This window comes from Spiroplasma floricola 23-6 (assembly GCF_002813555.1).
GTDB lineage: Bacteria > Bacillota_I > Bacilli_A > Mycoplasmatales > Mycoplasmataceae > Spiroplasma_A > Spiroplasma_A floricola.
This window is the reverse complement of record NZ_CP025057.1, coordinates 35,949-57,037: the sequence shown is the minus strand read 5'-3', so window position 1 is coordinate 57,037 and position 21,089 is coordinate 35,949. Positions and strand designations below refer to the sequence as shown.

Sequence of the window (21,089 nt, the reverse complement as noted above, 5' to 3'; positions counted from 1 at the left end):
ATTTTTATTACCTCTAATCTTCATTTTGAGCGTTAACTCCAGCAATGATTTCACTAATTTCTTGAGTAATATTTTCTTGTCTTTTTCGATTAAGCATTACTCTTAAACTTTCTGAAAGTTCTTTTCCATTTTTATTTGCAGCTTCCATAGTCATTCTTCTACTTGCTTGTTCTGATACTTGCGATTCAATTATTGTTCCAAATAAAATTGTATTCAAATACATTGAAACGCTTGTTGTTAATACTGTTTCTGGATCTGGTTCTAATATTACATCTTCATATGTATCAGAATTGTCCACTTTTTTTTCTATTGGAAACATATCTAAAACTTTTGGTTCGAAAGTAACATTATTAATAAATTTTGTGTAAACTATTTTAATTTGATCAAATTCTTTTTGAACAAAATAGTTTAATAAGTTAACAGACATTTCTCTTGAGTACTCATTTGAAAAATCTACATCAATATCTGTAAATTGCTCTTTCATATTTATACCATTTGCTTTACAAAAATTTATAACTTTTGTTCCAATAGCAAATACACTATCTGTTTTTTTATTTATTAAAGGTTTTAATACTTTAACAATATTTGAATTATATCCTCCACACAGTCCTAAATTTGATCCAATAACTATTCATAAAGTACTTGATAATTTCTGATTTGGTTTTTTTAAATATATTGAGTCCTCAGAGTGAGAAATAATATAGTTAAAAACTTCGTAAACTTCATCTAAATAAGTTTGAATGTTACCCATTCTTTTAGATATTTTTTTTAATTTTGAAGTGGCAACTAACTCCATTGCCCCTGTAATTTTTCTAATATCTTTTATATTACTTATTTCATTTTTTAATTCACTAAGATTTGGCATACTAGCTTAATTTTTTAAACTCTTCTTCTTTACCAAAATCAGATGCTTCATAACCTTTTATTTTTGAAGTCATATCTTTTAAAACTAAAACAACATGAGATTTTATTTTTTCATAAAGTTCATTTGAGAAATCTTTTTCTGTTGCTAGCAATTTTCTAAGTGCTTTTGCTTCCTTATTACTTTCAAAATGATTTATAATTGATTCTTTAAAATTAATCATTTCATTCAATGGTAATCATCTTATTAATCTTTCTTTAATAGCTAATAATATAATTGATTGTTCTATTTGAGATATAGGTTTATATTGTCTTTGTTTTAATAACTCAACAATTTTTTGACCATGATTCAAAGTTTCTTTTGTTGTTTCATCTAAATCACTTCCAAATTTTGCAAATGATTGAAGTTCATAATATTGAGCTAATTCTAATTTTAAAGTACCTGCAACTTGTTTTACAGCTTTAATTTGAGCTGATGAACCAACTCTTGATACTGATAAACCTGTGTCTACTGCAGGTCTTATTCCTGAATTAAACAATTGTTCTGATAAGAAAATTTGTCCATCTGTAATTGAAATAACATTTGTTGGAATATATGCTGAAATATCACCAGCTTGAGTCTCAATAATTGGAAGAGCAGTAATACTTCCTCCTCCATAATTTTCATTTACTCTAGCAGCTCTCTCTAACAATCTTGAGTGTAGGTAAAAAACATCTCCAGGATAAGCTTCACGACCTGGTGGTCTTCTTAAAAGTAAAGCTAATGTTCTGTAAGCAATAGCGTGTTTTGATAAATCATCATAAATAATTAAAACATCATCACCTTTTGACATTCACTCTTCTGCAATTGAAACACCAGTATAAGGTGAAATATATTGCATTGGTGCTGATTCACTAGCTGATGCTGAAATTACTGTTGTATATTCCATTGAACCTGCTTGTTTTAATTTTTCCACAACTTGTGCAACTGTTGATTCTTTTTGACCGATAGCTACATAAATACATTTAACATTTTTCCCTTTTTGGTTAATGATTGAGTCAATTGCAATAGCAGTTTTACCTGTTTGTCTATCTCCAATAATTAACTCTCTTTGTCCTTTTCCAATTGGGATAATTGAATCAATTGCAAGTATTCCAGTTTCCATTGGTTCATTAACTGATTTTCTTGACATAACTCCTGATGCCATTTTTTCAACAGGAGCAAATTTATCATTATTTAGTGGTCCATTTCCATCAATTGGTAATCCTATACCATTCAAAACTCTTCCAAGTAATTGATCTCCAACAGGTGTTTCAACAACTTTTTCTGTTCTTATAACTTTATCACCTTGGCGAATTTTTGAATCATCTCCCATAATAACTGCACCAACAGCTCCATCTTCTAAGTTAAGAGCCATTCCGTAAATATTGTTTGAGAAAATTAAAAGTTCACCCATCATAACGTTATCTAATCCAAAGAGTAAAGCAACTCCATCACCAATACTTGCTACAGTACCTTCTTGAGATTCAATAATTTCTTTACCATATTCTTTTATTTGTTTTTTTATGACTTCAGATATTTCATTTATCTTAAGTGACATGTAATCACCTCTATTTTCTATTTTCTAAAATACTGTTTTTCATATTTTCAACTTTTCCTTTTAATGAATAGTCAAAAATATTATTGGCAACTTCAATTCTGATTCCAGCAATTAATGAATTGTCAATTTTATTTTCCAATTTTATTTGTTGATTTATTTTTTTATGAATTTTTTCTTCTATTTCTGAAATAGATTTTTTATCTATTTCAATTGTTGAATAAACAATTCCCTTTTCAATTTTCAAAGTTTTTCAAAGTTTATCTATTGAAGCTTTAAAAATATAATTCACAGATGAGAAATTTTCTCTTTCAATTATTAGTTTTAAACAATTTAAAAGTAATATATCTATTTCTTTTTTAAAAATCTCATTAATAAAATTTATTCTCCTTTTTAAAGGAACAAATTTGTTTGATAAAAAAACTATAGCTTCTTCATTTTCTTCAAAAATATTTTTTAGATTTTCCAATGTTTCTATAAATGATTTAACTTTATTTTCCTCAATTGCCAATTCACAAATTGCTGTTGCTCAATTATTAATTAGACCTTGTTTTATCATTTAATTAGTCCAAACTTTTTATAAAATCTTTAATCATTTTTTCATTTTTTTCTTTACTAATATTTTCTTTCATTATTTTTTCAGCTGCTACGAATGCAAGATCAATTACTTCTTGTCTCATTTGTTCTTGCATCTCATTTCTTTCAAAATCAATTGCTTGTTTAGCATGTGTTTGAATATTTGTAGCTTCATTTCTAGCATTTTCAATTATTTCTAATTTCAAATTATCTGCTGATAATTTAGCTGAATTAATAATTTGTTTAGACTCTTCTTTTGCAGAATCTAAAAACTTAGAAGCTTCTTTATTATTTCTATTAGCTTTTGCTAGCTTTGCTGCAGCATCATCTAATAGCTCATTAATTTTTTTTCTACGTTCTTTTATCATTTCTCTAAATGGTTTATAAACTAATTTTGTAAGTAATATCAAAATAACTATTGTGGATAAGATATGTGCAATAAAATTAGCTAAATTAGGAAATAATCCTTCAATGACGTTAGGAATTCCTGCAGTTACTAAAAGCATAATTCTCACACCTTTCTTATGCTACGAAAATTAATAAAATTGCAATAACTAATGCATAAATTGCTCCTGATTCAGCAAAACCAGCAGTAATAATTAATGTTGAAGTGATTTTTGGTGCAGTTTCAGGATTTCTTCCAATTGCAATACATGCACCATATCCAACTAGTCCTTGTCCTATTGATGCTCCGATCATACCTATTCCAGTAAGACCTGCACCCATTAATTTTAATCCATCACCAGTTGTTTTTTCAGCTAAAAACATTAACAAAGTTGTATAAAGAGGCATAACTGAAATAATGTTACCTCCCATTGTTGTTGTAAGTGTTGTAAGTGTTTCTACAAACATAATTTTTTCTCCTTTTATAAACTATCTTTCTAATTTTTCTTTTCCTTCATTTCCACCTTCACCATTTTTTGCTCCAGATCAATATGATAAAGTTAACATTGAGAAAACTATCGATTGAATTGCTCCGTCAAATAAGTCAAAGTATAAATGTAATCAAGGAAGTGAAATAACTGAGAAGATATTAAATCCCGCTCATCAGTAGCTTAATTTATCTTCTCACACCATTCCAGGACCACTTGGTCAAAATATATTTCCTTGAAGTTTTATTAAACTAGCATAAAGTAATCCTAGTAAAATACTTCCCCCAAGAATATTTCCAAATAACCTAAAGGAAATTGAAACTAGAGGTACGAATTGCCCAATAATTTCAATTGGATTATAATATCTTTTAAAGAAAGCTAATTTTTGATATCTTAATCCATAGTAATAAATACCTATAAATGTTACCATTCCCATTGAGAATGTTACAGTATATGAGCTAGTTAAAGGTTCTATACCTAAAATTGCCACTATTGAAGAAACCATAATATACATAAATAGATACATAACATATGGTGTTAATTTTCTATGAGCTTTTCCCATAATTGTAACTACCATATTTTCAACTTTAGTAATAAACATTTCTGTTAAAACTAAAAAACCAGTTAATTTTTTATCTTCTTTATAATTTCTGATTTTGACATTATAAACTATACAAAATGTACAAATAATAATACAAGTTAATAGAATAGATAAAAGCTGAGGTGTTATTGAGCTTCAAACGCCCAACATACTTTCACTTTTTTCTGAAAGGAACATAAAAACCTCCTTTTTTTATTTTTTTGGTACCATATAAAAATTTACTTACTTTTGCTTATTTATAAAAATTAAAGGAATTCAATTTATTAAAAATGCCGTTAATAGTCCATATATATTGAATATAATCGGTAAATAAAAACTTATAAGGAATGGAACAATGTAAAAACCAACTCTTAAAGTGGAAAAAAACATGAAATTATAAGGGTTTAAATTAGCAGTTAAATCTTTTATTGATAATTTCATAAATATAAAAGAAATATACAAAAAAATTGACCCTAAAATATACCCTGTAATAAATGTATAATCAACAACTTTAAACAAAGTAAGAATTGATATTAAAACTAGAATTATTGAAATAAATGTGAGAAATATAATTGTTCTTTTATTTTTAAACAACATTATAATCACCTTTATCAAGTTCCATCTAGTTAATAATACTCCTATTAATTTGCAAAATCTATGAAAATTTTATTCATAATTAAAAAAAATAATTATCTTTTAATAATTATTTTGTTCCAAATATTCTATCTCCAGCATCTCCAAGACCAGGTTCAATATAACCATGATCATTTAGAATTGGATCTAAACTAGCTGTATAAATATCAACGTCTGGATGATCTTTAACTATTCTGTTAACACCTTCTTGTACAGCAACTAAACAAACAAATTTTATTTGTTTAGCTCCTCATGCTTTAGCAATTTCAATTGCCTTTGATGCACTACCTCCAGTTGCTAACATTGGGTCAACAACAATTACATAACTTGTTTCAATATCTTTTGTAGTTTTTGCATAGTATTGAACAGGTTCTAAAGTTTCTTCATCTCTATAAAGTCCTATATGTGCTATTCTTGAAGTTGGAACTAATCTTTGAATTCCTTCTGTCATTCCAAGTCCGGCTCTAATGATTGGTACTAAAACTACTGGAATATCAATAGTATATCCTTTTGTTTTAGTTACTGGAGTATTAATATCTATTTCTGCCAAGGGCACATCTCTAAATATTTCATAAACCATTAACTGTCCTATCTCATTTAAATTCTCTCTAAAATCTTTTGAAGATGTCTCTTCTTTTCTCATTCTAGTTAATTTATCTAAAATAAGAGGATGTTTGATTATTGTAAATGCCATTTTTTTTCTCCCTTTTATTGATTGTTAAGTTTGTTTACTCTACAAGAATGTCTTTCTTCAAATTTCGCATTTAAAAAAATATCTACTAATCTAACTGCTTTTTCAATTGCTATCATTCTTGCACCAAGTGCTAATATATTTGCGTCATTGTGTTCTCTTGCAAGAATTGCTGTTTGATCTTCATAACAAAGAGCTGCTCTTGCTCCTTTAACTTTATTTGCAGATATTGATATTCCAATACCTGTTCCACATATTACTATTCCCATTGCTTTTTCTTCTACAACTTTTGTTGCAACTTCTTTACCAAAATCTGGATAATCTACTGAATCATTAGAATTTGTTCCAATATTTACAACTTCATGTCCGTTTGTTTTTAAATATTCTACTATTTTATTTTTCATTTCAGTTGCTGTGTGATCATTTCCTATAAAAATTTTCAAATTTCCAATCCCCCTTAAAAAATAATATACACTATTATATTAAAAAAAGAGTTATTATTTTAATTTAAAAAGTATAATATACGTGGGTTTTATTAATTTAAAACTCACTAAGTTAAAAAAATGTATTTATATTTAAGGAGAAAAATGAAAACAAGAACAAAACTTTATAAAGTAGGAAATATTTTAAATCTGATAGTACTTATTTTAATGGCAGTATCTTTAGCTATTACAGCTATAATTTTAGGAATTGCTATGAGATCAAATTTTTTTGGATTTTTACTTTTTTTTATTGTTATGTTAATACCACTTGCTTGATTAATTCCTATGTATATTATGGGAAAAAAAGCTTTAAAAAATGTGGGTACTGAAAATGAAACTGCTCATCTTACACTTTCAATATTTACACTTATACTATTCAATCCTATATCAGGAATATTATTTATAGTAGCTTCATCATTGTATGAATTTGAATGTGATCTAAAAAATGAGATAAAATAAAAAAATACCAAACTAATGGTATTTTTTTATTTTCTTAATTAGAAATTTAAGATTTCTAATATTCTGAATTGTAAGTTTCCTTACCTTTTTTGATAATATCTGCACTACCAGTTAATCCAGTTCCTGCAGGAATTAAATTTCCTAACATAATGTTTTCTTTTAATCCTTCAAGTTTATCAACTTTTCCTTTGATAACAGCTTTAACAAGAACTCTTGCTGTATCTTGGAATGATGCACTAGACAATCATGAATCTGATTCAAGTGGTGCTTTTTTAATACCAAAGATTACGTGTTTTGCAAGAGGTGGTTTTTTACCTGCAACAATAGCATTTTTAACTTCATTTCTGAATGCTCTTGATGAGATAACTTCTCCTGGAAGTAATTCAGTTTCTCCTGAATCAATAATTTTAACTTTATTCAACATTTGTTTAACAATAATTTCAATATATTTATCTGAAATTTCAATCCCTTGTAGACGATAAACTTTTTGTACCTCTTTCAAGATATAGTTTTGAACATCTTCAATTCTTGCAACTTCCAATAATTCTTTTATGTTTATTGCCCCTTCAGTTAATTTTTGACCACGAGTTACAGTTTCACCTTTTGTTACTCTTAAAATAGCTCCATATTGTGATTTGTATTTTCTTTCATCTTGATCTGATGAAACAACAATTGTTATAATTCCATCTTCTTCAGTTGCTTCTTTAATAACTCCATCAATTTGTGAAATTATAGCAATTGAACCTTTTGGATTTGTAACGTCAAGTAATTCTTTAATACGAGGTAGCCCTTGTGTAATATCTGCTCCCCCAGCAACCCCTCCGGTATGGAAAGTACGCATAGTTAGCTGAGTACCAGGTTCACCAATTGATTGAGCTGCAATAACTCCAACTGGTTCACCAATTGTAACAACTTCACCAGTTGCTAAATTTACACCATAACATTTTCTACATACACCACGGTTTGTATCACATGTTAATACAGTTCTAATTTGAACTTCTTCAATACCTGCATTAATAATTTCATCAGCTAATGATAATGTAATTAATGAATTTTCTTCAACAATTAAATTTCCATTTGAATCAATTACATCGCTGAAAGTAAATCTTCCAACAAGTCTATCTTTCAATGGAACAATAATATTGTCGTGTTTTGTTTCAATAATTGAGTGAACATCAAAACCTTTTGAAGTTTTGCAATCATCTTCTGTAACAATAATTTCTTGTGAAATATCAACAAGTCTTCTTGTTAAATAACCTGAGTCAGCAGTTTTCAAGGCAACGTCGGCCATCCCTTTTCTTGCTCCGTGAGTAGAAATAAAGTATTCTGACACTGTTAAACCTTCACGGAATGATGATTTAATTGGAATTTCTTTAATATCACCTTTAGGGTCGTTCATAAGACCCCTCATACCTACTAATTGTGTAAAGTTAGATACGTTACCACGAGCTCCAGAATCGGCCATAACAAATACTGGGTTTTTTGGATCTTTTTTAAGAACTTCTTCAAGTCTATTTTGAATTTTATCTTTTACATTTGATCAAACATTAATAACTCTACGTTTTTTTTCTGTTTTTGTTAACATACCCATATTATAGAATTCAGTGATTTGTGAAACTTTTTCATCTGCTACTTTAAATTCATCAAATTTTTCTGTATAAGCAACAACGTCAGCAGCACTGATTGTTGTTCCTGATTTAGATGAGAATTTAAATCCTAAATCCTTCATATTATCTAACATTTGAGCTGTTTTTTGAGCCCCAAATAATTTAAAGTATCTTTCAATAATTAAAGATAATTCTTTTTTCTTAATTGGTTGTTGGATTACATATTCATTTTCAATAAAACTTCTGATATCTGTATTTTCATCAACAATAAATTTCTCAATTTCCATTTCAGCATTATTAATATTTGAATTAACAATTCATGGGAATTCCTCTACAAACATTTGGTTGAAAAAGATTTTCCCAACTGTTGTAATTAAAAATTTATTTTTATGTTCATCAGATATTTTTTTATTTTTTAATTCACTAACTGGAATTGCAACAATAGCATTTAGTGAAACTGAATCAGTTTCGTAAGCTATTTTTACTTCTTCATAACTTGTAAATAATGTTCCTTGACCTTTAACATCTTTTTCTTCAGTTGTTATATAGTAATTTCCCAAAATCATATCCTGAGTAGGAGTAACAATTGGTTTACCATCTTTTGGTCCAAGAATTGCTTTTGATCCTAACATAAGTGCTCTAGCTTCAGCAACTGCTTCATCACTTATTGGTAAGTGAACAGCCATTTGGTCCCCGTCAAAGTCGGCGTTAAAAGCTGTTGTAACTAGAGGGTGAAGTCTAATTGCTTTACCTTTAACTAGTTTCGGTTCAAATGCTTGAATTCCTAAACGGTGAAGAGTAGGAGCACGGTTTAATAATACCGGTCTATCTTTAATTACTTCTTCTAAGATATCTCAAACTTTTGAATCATTTGTTAATATCATTTTTTCTGCAACTTTTACATTTTCAGCAAAGTCTCTTTCTTGCAATCTTCTAATGATAAAGGGTTTAAATAATGTAATAGCCATATCTCTTGGAATACCTGCTTGATACATTTTTAAATCTGGTCCAATAGCAATAACTGAACGACCTGAATAGTCAACACGTTTTCCTAAAAGGTTTTGACGGAATCTTCCTTGTTTTCCTTTTAAAATTGATGTTAAAGATTTTAATGGTCTTTTATCTTTACCTGTAACTGGTCTTGGTTTACGTTCATTATCTAATAAAGCATCAACAGCTTCTTGTAACATACGTTTTTCGTTGTTAACAATAATACTTGGTGCTCCCATTGATTTAACTTTTTTTAAACGTTCATTTCTAATGATAATTCTTCTATATAAGTCATTAATTTCAGAAGTAGTAAATCTACCACCATCCAATTGAATAATTGGTCTAATGTCTGGAGGAATAACTGGAATTACATGTAAAACCATTCACTCTGGTCTTGATTTTGATTTTTTTAATGAATCTAAAACTTCAAGACGTTTCATTAATTTATTTTGTTCTGATGAACCTTTTTTATCTTTTAAATCTTCTCTAATTCTTTCAATTTCTTTATCTAAATTAATATTTTTAAGTAAGTCTTCAATAGCACTTGCTCCAATACCAAATTTAGCATTAATATATCTTGAAATAAAAGTAGATGCCTCATCCATTGAGAAAGGCACATTTGGAGTTCTTAATTGATTTATTAAATTATCTGCTCTTTTTCAAGCAAATGTATCTGGTTCAATATTAACTCTAATATCTTCTAAAGTTTTTAATAATTTTTCTCTAGTTTTTAAACTTGCTTTAGCATTTCCTAAATCTAAAACCATACCTTTTTTAAGGTGTTTTGAATTTCCTGGATCTAAAACTATATAACTTACAAAGTAAACTACTTCTTCAACTTCTTTAGTTTTTAAATCTAAAATTGAAGCAATTCTTGAAGGAGCAACTTTTAACATTCAAATATGAGTAACTGGTTCTTCTAACTCAATGTGACCCATTCTTTCACGTCTAACAATTGATTCAGTAATTTCTACTCCACAACGTTCACAAATTTTTCCTTTATTTTTTACTTTTTTATATTTACCACAAGTACATTCATAATTTCTTGTTGGTCCAAAGATTCTTTCATCAAATAAACCTTCTTTTTCAGTTTTTAATGTTTTGTAGTTAATTGTTTCTGGTTTAGTAACTTCACCACGTGATCAACTTCTGATCACATCTGGAGAAGCTAGTTCAATTTTAATCATTCTTTTATTTGAATTTCCCATATTAAAACTTCTCCTTATTAGTCTTCTATACTTTCGCTATCAAAAGTTATTTCATCATCTTCACTTGTTTCAACATAATCTTTGATATCAGCGTCATTAAATGCTGCTTCTTCATCTAAAAACTCTGTATCAATGTCAAACTCATCGTCATCATCATATGCATTAATTTGTACTTTGTTTCCTTCATCATCAATCATATGCATATCAAATCCTAATCCCATAATTTCTTTTGTAAGAACATTAAATGATTCTGGAATTCCTGGTTTAGGAATTGCTTTAGATCTAACAATTGATTCATAAGTTTTAATACGTCCTTTAATATCATCTGATTTAATTGTTAAAATTTCACGTAATGTGTAAGCAGCTCCATAAGCTTCTAGAGCTCAAACTTCCATTTCCCCAAATCTTTGTCCCCCATTTTGAGCTTTTCCTCCTAATGGTTGTTGTGTGATTAATGAGTACGGACCTATATTTCTTGTATGTAATTTATCATCAACCATGTGAGAAAGTTTTAACATATACATAACTCCAACAGAAATTGGTTTATCAAATGCTTCTCCTGTTCTTCCATCAATTAATTTAACTTTTCCATAGTTATCCATTCCAGCTTCGTGCATAATGTCTTGTAATTCTTGTTCTCTTACTCCTTCAAAAACAGGAGTATTAACTTTAATTCCAAGTTTTTTAGCAGCCATACCTAAATGTATTTCTAATACTTGTCCAATATTCATACGTGAAGGAACCCCTTGTGGATTTAACATAATATCAACTGGTGTTCCATCTTCCATATGTGGCATATCTTCAATAGGTAAGATTTTTGAAATAACACCTTTATTACCATGACGTCCAGCCATTTTATCTCCCTCTTGAATTTTACGTTTTTGAACAATATAAACTTTAATTATTTCTAAAATATCTGCTGGTAAATCATGCCCATCAGCTCTTGAGAAACGTTTAATTGATTTAATAATTCCTTCTCCACCATTAGGAACTCTTAATGAATTATCTTTAACATTTCTTGATTTTTCACCAAAGATTGCATGTAGCAATTTATCTTCAGGTGATAATTGTGTTTGAGATTTTGGAGTAACTTTTCCAACTAAAATATCTCCAACTTTAACTTCTGATCCAATTGCAACAATTCCATCTTCATCTAAATATTTTTTACTTACTTCAGAAATATTTGGAATATCTCTTGTAATTTCTTCAGGACCTTGTTTTGTTTGTCTTCTTTCAATTGTATATTCATCAATATGAATAGAAGTAAATCTATCTTCAATTACAATACGTTCTGAAACAATAACAGCATCTTCATAGTTATAACCATTTCATGTTGTAAATGCTACAACTACATTTTGTCCTAAAGCTAATTCTCCTTTTTCCATTGAAGGTCCATCAGCTAAAATATCTTTTGCTTTTACTTTGTCTCCAATTTTTACAATTGGTAAATGAGTTATAGCAGTTCCATTATTTGAACGACTAAAATCATTTAAATCATAAGTTTTAATTCCATCTTTTTGTTCAATAACAATTTTTTTAGAGTCAACATATTTTACAATACCAGATTCAGTAGCAACAACAGCATCTCCTGAGTCTCTAGCAGCTTCATGTTCAACACCAGTTCCAACAATTGGTGATTCTGGATTAATTAATGGCACTGCTTGACGTTGCATGTTAGCACCCATAAGAGCACGGTTTGCATCATCATTTTCTAAAAATGGAATACATGATGTAGCTATTGAAACTATTTGTTTTGGAGAAACGTCAACATAATCAATATCTTGAGGAGAAACCATGATGTCATCTCCTCTATAACGAGCAATAACTTGATCATCTAAAATTGTTCCATCTTCTGCAAGATTAATATTTGCCTGAGCAACTACATAATCTTTCTCTTTGTCAGCAGTTAGATATTCATATTCTCCTGACATAACTTTTGTATTTTTTACTTTTCTATATGGAGTTTCAATAAATCCATATTCATTAATTTTTGCATAAGTTGATAAGTTGTTAATCAACCCAATGTTTGGACCTTCTGGTGTTTCAATTGGACAAATTCTTCCATAGTGAGAAGGGTGAACGTCACGAACTTCAAGTGCAGCTCTATCTCTACTTAAACCACCAGGTCCTAAAGCTGTTAATCTACGTTTATTTGTTAATTCTGCTAAAGGATTTGTTTGATCCATAAATTGTGATAATTGAGAAAGATTAAAGAATTCTCCTATTATAGCAGTTAATGGTTTGTTATTAATAATACTTGATGGTTTCATTTTGAATGGATTTGATGTTGCAAGTTTTTCTCTTACATTTTTCTCAATACGCATCATACCAATTCTAAATTGGTTTTGTAATAACTCCCCTACAGTTCTAACTCTTCTGTTTCCTAAGTGATCAATATCATCGATTTCACCTATTCCATCCATTAAGTTAATTGCATATGAAATTGTTGCAATAATATCTGGTAAATTAACAAATTCATCATTTGATTTTTTTGTAATACCAATAATTGTTGCTGTTTCATCTCTTAAATCATTGTCTTTAAAAACTTTAACTTTTTGAATTTCATCACCAGATGAAATTGCTTTATTAAAGTTAATTTTTTGTACCATTGCTCCAGCTTCTAGCACTTTGTCTAAATCATCTAAAATATCTTTTGTTATTTCAGTTCCTTTTGCAAAAGCAACTTTTCCTTTAACATCAACAATATCTTCTGCAAGAACATGACCAATTAATCTATTTTTAACAGATAATTTTTGTTGTAATTTAAATCTTCCTGCTTTTGTTAAATCATATTTTCTTTTATCAAATAGTAATCCGTATAAATATTTGCTTGCTCCATCAGCTGTTGCAGTTTCTCCTTGACGAATTTTTTTATAAATTTCTTGAACTTGATTTTCATAATCGATTTCAATATCACCAGTTAGTGTATCTAATTCATAACTTGATTGAATTACTTCATTATTATCAAATAATTCTAGAATTTCTTCTTTTTGAATTTTAAAAGAAGTTAATAAACTTGTTGCTGTTGTTTTTCTTGATTTATCAATTTTTACATAAAAAACATTTGAAACTTTATTATCTAATGACTTTTTAGAATCTAATTCAAATTCTAATCATGTTCCTCTTGATGGAATTATGTCAGCAAAATAAATCATTTCACCATTTTTACGATTCATTTCTTCTTTAAAATAACTTCCTGGAGAACGAACTAATTGTGAAACAACTACTTTTTCACTTCCATTGATTATAAATGTTCCTCTATCTGTCATTAATGGGAATTCACCGAAAAATACTTCTCCTGTTTTATAAACGTCAATATTTGCTAGATACATTTCTTCTTTTTCTTCTTTAATTTCAATTTGAATAGTATCTTTTTCACCTGTTTTACCTTTAAACTCAAAAAAGTAAAGTTGTCCTTTACTATCTTTAAAATCAACACCTGTTGATTCCAATTTTTCTTGTAATCATCCTTTTAAAAATGTTTCCATTGAACCTGAAATTTCTTCTTTAAAAACTTCTACATCTTCCATATGAATAGTTAATGATAAGTTTGCATAAATTGGAGCTTCAAATATTTTTGACTCTTCTTTCGCTTTAGTGATTGACATTCTTGGTTCTCTAAACTCTCAATCTGTCATGGAAAGAACAATGTCTCCATCAGCTGAAACAACTGGAAAAACTTCTTCAAATACTTCATTGATTCCTTTGTTTTTAAATCAATCGAATGTGTCTGTTTGTAATTCTATAAGATTTGGCAATTCTAAGTCACCAGATACTTTTGCATAATCACGTCTTTCCACAAGCGCATTAATTTTCTTAATTTTGTAATTCATTTATTATTGTCCCCCGTTCAAATAAAACATACGCAAACAAATTCTATATTATTTTTGAACTAAATTCAATAAGAAATAGCAAAAAAATAAACTTTTCTTGTTTATCTTTTTGCATTTTTTAGATTATTTAGTTAATTTGTCTAACATGCTACGTATTGATTCTATACTTTCATCTCATCATTTCAAGTCTTCTAACTCTTTAATTTTATTTTCATCAAATCTCATTCTTATAAGTTTTGCTGGATTACCTCCAACTATTGAATATGGTTTTACATCTTTAGTTACAACAGCTTTTGCTGCAATTATTGATCCATTTCCAATTTTAACTCCTGGCATGATTGTTGCACCATAACCAATTCAAACATCATTTTCAACAACAGTATCACCTTTTGTTTTAGAAGGAAATAAAGTCTTTTTATCTGCTTTAAATTCATCAAACATAGCAAAAGGAAAAGTAGATACTAAATCAATTCTGTGATTTGCACCATTCATTAAAAATTTAACTTCATCTGCTATTGCACAAAATTTTCCTATTATTAATTTATCTTTATGTATCTTTGGAAAATGATAGAGTACATTTCTATTTTGAAATTCTTTTATACCTTGTTCATTTTTAAAACTATAAAAATAAGTATATTCACCAACTTCTATACCTTCATTAGTAATGTAATCTTTTAATAGATATATTTTTGATGATTTAGACATAATTAAAATCCCTTCAAATAAAAAATAACCTTTAAGGTTATTATAAATAATTTATTATTTTAAATCTACTGATGCTCCAGCTTCCATTAATTGTTTTTTCATTTCTTCTGCATCTTCAACTTTTACGTTTTCTTTAATTGCAACAGGTAATGTTCCATCAACTAATTTTTTAGCATCCATTAATCCTAAACCAGTCATTTCTTTAACTAATTTAATTACTGAAACTTTGTTTCCTCCTGGGTTTGTTAACATAACTGAAACTTCTGTAGGTGCTGCTGATGCTGCTCCAGCTGCAGGTGCTGCAACTGCTGCCGCTGCAACAACTCCGAAGTGATCTTCTATTGCTTTAACTAAATCATTTAATTCTGTTAATTTCATTTCTTCTAAAGCTTTGATAATATCATCTTTTGTAATTGCCATAATTTTTTTCTCCTTATATTTTCTTTTTTATTATTTGCTATTTGTACGCTTAATTGTTATTTTATTCTGATTTTGTTTTTGCTATTTCTTTTACAGTCAACATAAATTGACGTAATGGGTAAATAAGTGATGAAGCAAACATTGAGTATAATTCATCTTTTGATGGTAGAGAAGCAATTTCATTAATTGCTGCTGTATCCATAATATTTCCTTCATAGATTCCTGCTTTAAGCACTAAATCTTTATTTATTTTTGCAAAATCTGAAACTAATTTTGCAGGATATAAAGCTTCTTCATCTGAAAAAATATAAATATTTTGTTGTATTAAGTAAGCATCTAATCCACTAATTTTTAATTCTTCAACTGCTCTTCTAACTAAAGAATCTTTATAAACTTTAATAAAAATTCCTTGTTCACGAGCTTTGTTTCTTAATTCTGTCATTTGTGCTACAGTTAAATTTTTGTATTCAGCAATCACCATACCTTTACAGTTTTTGATTCTGTTTGCAATATCTTTAACTATCTCATTCTTTTTAGCATGAGCTGGTCTTGCGTTTGACACTCGTAACGACCTCCTTTTTTTACTTTTCGCTTTTTTAAATCAAAATAAAAACCTCAGATAATTTCCGAGGTCAATTAAAAATACAATAAATATTGTAAAAACTTACAATTTATATATGTAATTTCATTCCTCGGTAACAAATTAAGGGATAAATCCCAGTTACTTTCTTCGGTACGAATAGCATTAATATAATAACATAATTATTTATTGTATAAATAGATATTTTTTACAAATTTCAAATCTAATATAAAACTATATTCTATTTTAAATTTTTATATATTGGAAATTTTTGACATAAGTTTAATACAGAAAGTTTTGCTTTTTTTAAATTTTCTTCACTTTGATTCTTTAATACACTTGCTATAATATTTCCCACTTCTTCAAATTCGTTTTCTTTAAAACCTCTAGTTGTCATTGCTGGTGTTCCTAATCTAATACCTGATGTGTGAACTGGTTTTTCTTTATCAAAAGGTATCATATTTTTATTTGAAATTATTCCTATTGATTCTAAAATTGTTTCTGCTTGTTTTCCTGTTATACCTATAGAATCTTTAACTTCAACTATTACAGTGTGGTTTTCTGTACCATTTGCAATTAATCTAAGACCATTATTTTTAAGTGAATTTGCCAAAGCCTTAGCATTTATAACTATTTGCTTTGCATAAACTTTAAACTCAGGTGTTGAAGCTTCATATAACGCTTGAGTTTTTCCTGCAATTTGATTTTCTAATGGTCCACCTTGTATTCCAGGAAAAATAGCTGAATCCAACTCCTTTGCAAATTTTTGTTTGCAAAGAACCATACCACCTCTTGATCCTCTTAAAGTTTTATGAGTTGTTGTTGTAACAACATCTGCATATTCACAAGGATTAGGGTGAACTCCTCCTGCCACTAAACCTGCAATATGTGCCATGTCTACCATAAAATATGCATTTACTTCATCTGCGATTTCTTTAAACTTTTTAAAATCAATTATTTTTGTATAACTGCTTGCTCCAGTCAATATTAGTTTAGGTTTATTTTTTAATGCTAAATCTCTTATTTCTTCAAAATCCATTTCTTCAGTTTCTTTATTAACTTTGTAAAATACAAAATTATAAAGCTGTCCTGAAAAATTAATTGGATAACCATGTGTTAAGTGTCCTCCAGCATCAAGACTCATTGATAAAACAGTATCTCCAGGTTTTATAAGAGTTCTATACGCTGCTTCATTTGCTTGACTTCCGGAATGAGGTTGAATATTTGCATGATCAGCTTTGAATAAAGTCTTAGCAAGCTCTATTCCATAAGATTCAATTTCATCAATATATTTGCATCCTCCATAATATCTTTTACCAGGATAACCTTCAGCATATTTATTTGTTAGTATAGAACCATTAAGTTCCAAAATTGCTTCTGAAACATAGTTTTCAGAAGCAATTAATTCAATATGTTCTTGTTGACGTTTTAATTCTTTCTCTAAAGAATCTTTAATTACTTGACTCATTTTCATTTTAAAGTTTACCTACTTTCAATACATAAAAATAATACTAAATTTAATTAAATAATAATTTTAGATTTAAAAAAATATTTTTAACTTTTATCAATCATTTTATTTGCATCCTGATTATATCTCTCGCCAATAAGTTCAATCTTATCTAACCTATCTTTAATCTCTTTTAATTCTTGTGTTGTGAAAATAACCTCAGCTCCAGATAAATTTTCTTGTAATCTATCAATTTTTTTTGTACCAGGTATTGGAACAAATCAATTTTTTTGAGCTAATACTCATCCTAACGCAATTGCAGCTGGAGTAGTTTTTTTTCTTTGAGTTAATTCTTTCACGAAATCTACTAATTTTAAATTTTCTTTCATATATTCTTTATTTTGAAATCTTGGTATAGTTAATCTAAAATCTCCTGGTTCTAAAGAAGTATCTAAATTAATTGCACCTGTCAAAAATCCTTTTCCTAAAGGTGAGAAAGGTACAAATCCTATTCCTAATTCTTGCAATTTAGGAATAATTTCTTTTTCCGGATCTCTTCAAAACATTGAGTATTCACTTTGAAGTGCAGTCACTGGAAAAATTGCATGTGCCTTTCTGATTGTTTTTGATGAAGCTTCACTCAAACCTCAATGTCTTATTTTACCTTCATCATAAAATTCCTTCATTAATTTTGCCACTTGCTCAATTGGTATATTTGGATCAATTCTATGTTGATAATATAAATCAATATAATTTGTTTTTAATCTTTTTAAAGAACCTTCAATTGCTCTTCTTATATTCTTTTCGCTACTATCAACACCATCTCGTTCTCCATCTTTTGTAAAACTAAAACCAAATTTTGTAGCAATGACTACTTTATCTCTAACATCTTGTAAAGCTTCTCCTAAGATCTCTTCATTATCAAAAGGTCATAAACCTCAGCAGTATCAAAAAATGTTACTCCCATTTCATAGGCTTTTTTAATAAAAGAAATAGCTTCTTGTTTTGTTGGAAAAGGTGGAAAAGAAAAACTCAAACCCATGCATCCTAAACCTATTTCAGAGACTTCTAGATCTTTTCCTAATATTCTTTTTTTCATGTTTACCTCTTTTTATTTTTTCTCAAGTTTATTTTTATAAAAACTTTTTTTATATTCTATAAATTCTATCTCTTCTTGAATATTTTTTAGTTTATTTAAAACCATTTTCTCTTGATTCAATATCATTTCATATCTAACTTTTATAGAGGAATCACCTTGTTCAACATAGTAAAGATATTTTTTTATATCTTTTAAAGACATACCTGTTTTTTTTAAACAAATAACTGTTTTTGGGTAATCTAAATCTTCAAAATCAATAAATCTATAATTATTTTCATCTCTTTGTACCTTTGGTAAGATACCTTTTGAATCATAATATCTTAAAGCAGATTCATTAATATTTAAAATATTTGCCAACTCATTCATATAAACTTTTTTCATATACTTTTACTTTTCTATAAGGATATTCCTCAATTTAAAGTATATTGCATTAAAGTAACTTTAATGCAATAGCTAATTTAATTTTTTTCAAAGCCTTCAATTTCAAAAACATTTTTAATTATATAACTCGCTGCTTTATCAACGTTAGGTTGATGATCTTTCATTGCAAAAGAGTTCTTTGTATATTTCAACATTTCAATATCATTTTCTCCATCTCCGCTTGTATAAATATCTTTAGTATCAAAACCTTTTAATTGTTGAATAACTTTTATGCCATATGCTTTTGAGACATCTTCTCTCATAATTTCAATTACATTTTTATGAGTTCTAACAGCTTTACATCCTTTTATTTTTCCGTTTAACATTTCCTTTACTTGTAAAACTTTAGAATCAGGAACATAGAAATAAAGCAAATTTAAATCAGGAGAGTTAGAAATATCTTCATTACCTTGTTCAAAATTATTCTCACTTGGGGCATATTTTTTTAAAAAGGGATTTGTGTAAATTTCAGGTTCCTCAATTTTTGAATAAGACATCCTTTTATCTTTTAAACAATATCCTAAAATATATTTTTCTTTTAAAGTATCAAATAATTCAATTATTTCTTTTCTTGATTCCATAGGAATAGAAGCATTTGCAATAACTCCATATTCTTTTTCATAAACAACAGCACCATTATTACAAATCATATAATCATATGGAATTTGTGCCTTTTGCAAAACAGGTTTGATTTCGTGTTCCATTCTACCAGTTGCAATTGCAAATTTATTACCTTTTGCAATTCATCTTTTTATAAATTCTAAATCTCTTGAATCAATATAGTCATTATGCTTTAAATTGATTGTTCCATCATAATCAGAAAATCACCACTTCATTTGGATTGCCTCTTAATCTTTCTTAATAATTATAAAATAAAAAATCTCACCTATGTGAGATTTAAAATTAGTTTTCAATTAAAACTTTTATTCCAGGACCCATAGTTGTTGATACAGATATATTTTTAATATATGTACCTTTAACTGCTGCTGGTTTTGCTTTTCTAATTACATCTAGAAGAGCTGAATAATTTTTCATTAAGTTATCTTCTTTAAATGATACTTTTCCTAGAATTGAATGAACATTTCCTTCTTTGTCAGTTCTGTATTCAACTTTACCTTTTTTAATTTCATCTAAAGCTTTTGCTACATCCATTGTAACTGTTCCAGTTTTTGGGTTAGGCATTAATCCTTTTGGTCCTAAAACTTTACCAATTTTTCCTAATTCTGCCATCATTTCTGGAGTTGCAACAATAACGTCAAAATCAAATCAGTTTTCTTTTGCAATTTTTTGGATTAAATCTTCTGCTCCAATAAAGTCTGCTTTTGCTTCCTCAGCTTCTTTTACTTTAGTTTTTGTTAGAACTAAAACTCTTTGAGTTTTTCCAGTTCCTCCAGGCATTACGATTGCTCCTCTAATTTGTTGATCTGCATGTCTTGGATCTACATTTAAATTGAAAGCTATTTCTACAGTTGAATCGAATTTTGTAATTGAAGTTTCTTTTGCTAATTTTATAGCTTCTGCAATTGGGTATAATTTTGTTTTGTCAACTTTTTCATTAGCAACTTTTAATTTTTTACTTAATTTTGCCATTATTTTTGACCTTCTTTTTCTGGCATTCCAGTAACTTTAATACCCATATTTCTTGCTGATCCTTCAATAATTCTCATAGCTGCTTCAATTGTATTTGCATTTAAATCAGGCATTTTATATTCAGCTATTTTTTTCACTTCATCAGCTGTAATAGTTGCAACTACTTCAGTTCCTGATTTAGATGATCCTTTTTGAATACCTGCTGCTTTTTTAAGCATAAATGCTGCTGGAGTAGTTTTTAAAACGAAATCAAATGATTTATCGTCATAAGCTGTAATAACTACAGGCACTACCTCTCCTGCTCTATCTTTAGTGGCGTCATTAAATTGTTGTGTGAATTGAGGCATGTTAATTCCTAATGAAGCTAATTCTGCACCAGGTTTTGCTTGCATTGCCATAAATTCTAATTTTGCTATACGTGTGATTCTTTTTGCCACGAACAACACCTCCCTGTTTTCG

20 protein-coding genes, 1 pseudogene and 1 other annotated feature are annotated in these 21,089 nt (G+C 28.2%); of the genes and pseudogenes, 1 reads left to right on the top strand and 20 read right to left on the bottom strand.

The window, feature by feature from the left end; all coding sequences use genetic code 4:
* Positions 1–13: 13 nt before the first annotated feature.
* From atpG to rpiB, 9 genes are all read right to left on the bottom strand, one after another.
* The gene (gene atpG / locus SFLOR_RS00290) at positions 14–865 is read right to left on the bottom strand and encodes an ATP synthase F1 subunit gamma (RefSeq protein WP_100916113.1); all 852 of its coding nucleotides are present in this window, start codon (positions 863–865) and stop codon (positions 14–16) included.
* Between the two features lies 1 nt (position 866).
* On the bottom strand, positions 867–2,441 hold the full coding sequence (atpA, locus tag SFLOR_RS00285) for a F0F1 ATP synthase subunit alpha (protein ID WP_100916112.1): 1,575 nt from the start codon (positions 2,439–2,441) through the stop codon (positions 867–869).
* Positions 2,442–2,451: 10 nt separating this feature from the next.
* Entirely contained in the window at positions 2,452–2,997 is a 546-nt protein-coding gene (locus SFLOR_RS00280) for a F0F1 ATP synthase subunit delta (RefSeq protein ID WP_100916111.1), read from the bottom strand.
* 4 nt (positions 2,998–3,001) lie between these two features.
* Entirely contained in the window at positions 3,002–3,520 is a 519-nt protein-coding gene (gene atpF, locus SFLOR_RS00275) for a F0F1 ATP synthase subunit B (protein ID WP_100916110.1), read from the bottom strand.
* A gap of 16 nt (positions 3,521–3,536) precedes the next feature.
* Positions 3,537–3,806, bottom strand: coding sequence for an ATP synthase subunit c family protein (locus tag SFLOR_RS00270; RefSeq protein WP_100917127.1), 270 nt, complete (start codon positions 3,804–3,806; stop codon positions 3,537–3,539).
* A gap of 81 nt (positions 3,807–3,887) precedes the next feature.
* A complete protein-coding gene (locus SFLOR_RS00265; protein ID WP_100916109.1) occupies positions 3,888–4,664 on the bottom strand; it encodes a F0F1 ATP synthase subunit A in 777 nt (258 codons plus the stop codon).
* A gap of 45 nt (positions 4,665–4,709) precedes the next feature.
* Entirely contained in the window at positions 4,710–5,063 is a 354-nt protein-coding gene (locus tag SFLOR_RS06135) for an MG406 family protein (RefSeq protein WP_100916108.1), read from the bottom strand.
* A 106-nt stretch (positions 5,064–5,169) separates the two neighbouring features.
* Entirely contained in the window at positions 5,170–5,793 is a 624-nt protein-coding gene (gene upp, locus SFLOR_RS00255) for a uracil phosphoribosyltransferase (protein WP_100916107.1), read from the bottom strand.
* 14 nt (positions 5,794–5,807) lie between these two features.
* On the bottom strand, positions 5,808–6,233 hold the full coding sequence (gene rpiB / locus SFLOR_RS00250) for a ribose 5-phosphate isomerase B (protein WP_100916106.1): 426 nt from the start codon (positions 6,231–6,233) through the stop codon (positions 5,808–5,810).
* 144 nt (positions 6,234–6,377) lie between these two features.
* On the opposite strand from rpiB, the gene SFLOR_RS00245 reads away from it, so the two are divergent.
* Positions 6,378–6,731 carry a hypothetical protein gene (locus SFLOR_RS00245; protein WP_100916105.1) on the top strand — a complete coding sequence of 118 codons (354 nt, stop codon included), beginning with the start codon at positions 6,378–6,380 and terminating at the stop codon, positions 6,729–6,731.
* Positions 6,732–6,786: 55 nt separating this feature from the next.
* Here SFLOR_RS00245 and rpoC read toward each other — a convergent pair whose 3' ends face one another.
* The 11 genes and pseudogenes from rpoC to rplK form a co-directional block, all read right to left on the bottom strand.
* Positions 6,787–10,536, bottom strand: coding sequence for a DNA-directed RNA polymerase subunit beta' (gene rpoC, locus SFLOR_RS00240; RefSeq protein ID WP_100916104.1), 3,750 nt, complete (start codon positions 10,534–10,536; stop codon positions 6,787–6,789).
* 17 nt (positions 10,537–10,553) lie between these two features.
* Positions 10,554–14,369 carry a DNA-directed RNA polymerase subunit beta gene (gene rpoB, locus SFLOR_RS00235; protein WP_100916103.1) on the bottom strand — a complete coding sequence of 1,272 codons (3,816 nt, stop codon included), beginning with the start codon at positions 14,367–14,369 and terminating at the stop codon, positions 10,554–10,556.
* 123 nt (positions 14,370–14,492) lie between these two features.
* Positions 14,493–15,074, bottom strand: a complete 582-nt coding sequence (locus tag SFLOR_RS00230) for a CatB-related O-acetyltransferase (RefSeq protein ID WP_100916102.1) — start codon at positions 15,072–15,074, stop codon at positions 14,493–14,495.
* Positions 15,075–15,128: 54 nt separating this feature from the next.
* Entirely contained in the window at positions 15,129–15,494 is a 366-nt protein-coding gene (gene rplL, locus SFLOR_RS00225) for a 50S ribosomal protein L7/L12 (RefSeq protein ID WP_100916101.1), read from the bottom strand.
* Between the two features lie 61 nt (positions 15,495–15,555).
* Positions 15,556–16,056, bottom strand: a complete 501-nt coding sequence (rplJ, locus tag SFLOR_RS00220) for a 50S ribosomal protein L10 (RefSeq protein WP_100916100.1) — start codon at positions 16,054–16,056, stop codon at positions 15,556–15,558.
* Positions 16,057–16,092: 36 nt separating this feature from the next.
* Positions 16,093–16,246: a sequence feature (ribosomal protein L10 leader region), on the bottom strand.
* A 69-nt stretch (positions 16,247–16,315) separates the two neighbouring features.
* Complete coding sequence (locus SFLOR_RS00215) at positions 16,316–17,548, bottom strand: serine hydroxymethyltransferase (RefSeq protein ID WP_211282850.1); 1,233 nt, start codon at positions 17,546–17,548, stop codon at positions 16,316–16,318.
* Positions 17,549–17,628: 80 nt separating this feature from the next.
* Positions 17,629–18,620 (bottom strand): annotated as a pseudogene (locus SFLOR_RS00210) (aldo/keto reductase).
* A 12-nt stretch (positions 18,621–18,632) separates the two neighbouring features.
* Positions 18,633–19,001, bottom strand: coding sequence for a MerR family transcriptional regulator (locus tag SFLOR_RS00205; protein WP_100916099.1), 369 nt, complete (start codon positions 18,999–19,001; stop codon positions 18,633–18,635).
* A gap of 77 nt (positions 19,002–19,078) precedes the next feature.
* Positions 19,079–19,876, bottom strand: coding sequence for a Cof-type HAD-IIB family hydrolase (locus SFLOR_RS00200; RefSeq protein WP_100916098.1), 798 nt, complete (start codon positions 19,874–19,876; stop codon positions 19,079–19,081).
* Between the two features lie 67 nt (positions 19,877–19,943).
* Positions 19,944–20,630: a 50S ribosomal protein L1 gene (gene rplA, locus SFLOR_RS00195; protein WP_100916097.1), complete on the bottom strand. Its 687-nt coding sequence runs from the start codon at positions 20,628–20,630 to the stop codon at positions 19,944–19,946.
* Complete coding sequence (gene rplK, locus SFLOR_RS00190; protein ID WP_100916096.1) at positions 20,630–21,067, bottom strand: 50S ribosomal protein L11; 438 nt, start codon at positions 21,065–21,067, stop codon at positions 20,630–20,632. The genes rplA and rplK overlap by 1 nt, the downstream gene beginning before the upstream one ends.
* Between the last annotated feature and the right edge of the window lie 22 nt (positions 21,068–21,089).